1 pseudogene is annotated in these 694 nt (G+C 78.5%); it reads right to left on the minus strand.

Annotated features, from left to right (window positions below):
* Positions 1-694, minus strand: a pseudogene (locus tag D1643_RS11240) (ATP-dependent helicase); the annotation flags it as partial.

A 694-nucleotide genomic window follows, 5' to 3' on the forward strand; every position in this document is an offset into this window, starting at 1 on the left:
CAGGCCGCCGGCGCGCGGGAACGCGAGGACGTCGCTCGTGGCCTCGCCGGCCCAGGCCAGCGCCGCGAGCGCCTCGGCGACGGCGCGCTCGCCCGCGCGCTCCTCCCCCACGGCGCGGCGAACGCCCTCGACGATACGCGCGAACGGCAGCGCGCCCTGACGGGCGAGGACGAGACGCACCGCGCCCGCGACCGTGAGCTCGTCCTCGTCCGCGCAGCCGGGCATCGAGGAGACCTCCTCGCCGAGCGCGTCCTGGCCGGCGAAGGGCTGCGGGGCAAGCGGCGAGTCCGTCGGGAAGAAGGCGATGCGGCCAGGCGTCGAGGCAGCATCCGCGCCCGCGGCGCCCTCGGCGGGAGCCCCTACCCAGACGACCTCGCCCGACGCGATGAGCTCGTCGAGCAGGGAGGGCCGGTAGCCGGGCACGCGCGTGGGCAGCAGCGTGGACTCCCACTGGGCCGCGGGCAGGAAGGTGCCCTCGAACTGCGCGATGACCTGGGCCACGCCGTCAACGCCCCGCAGCGGGGCCGGCTCGCCGACGGCGGGGACGCCCTGACGGTCGAGGAGCAGCGTCGCGTAGGCGGCCGACGGCACGGGCCGCACGGCGTCACGCGCCCGGGCGAGCGAGCGCGAGCGCAGGCGGCCCAGCACGCCGGAGTCGACCCAGCGACCGCGGCCGAGGCGCGTGAGGCGCCCC

Origin of the sequence: Enterorhabdus sp. P55 (assembly GCF_009911695.1) — a bacterium.
GTDB lineage: Bacteria > Actinomycetota > Coriobacteriia > Coriobacteriales > Eggerthellaceae > Enterorhabdus.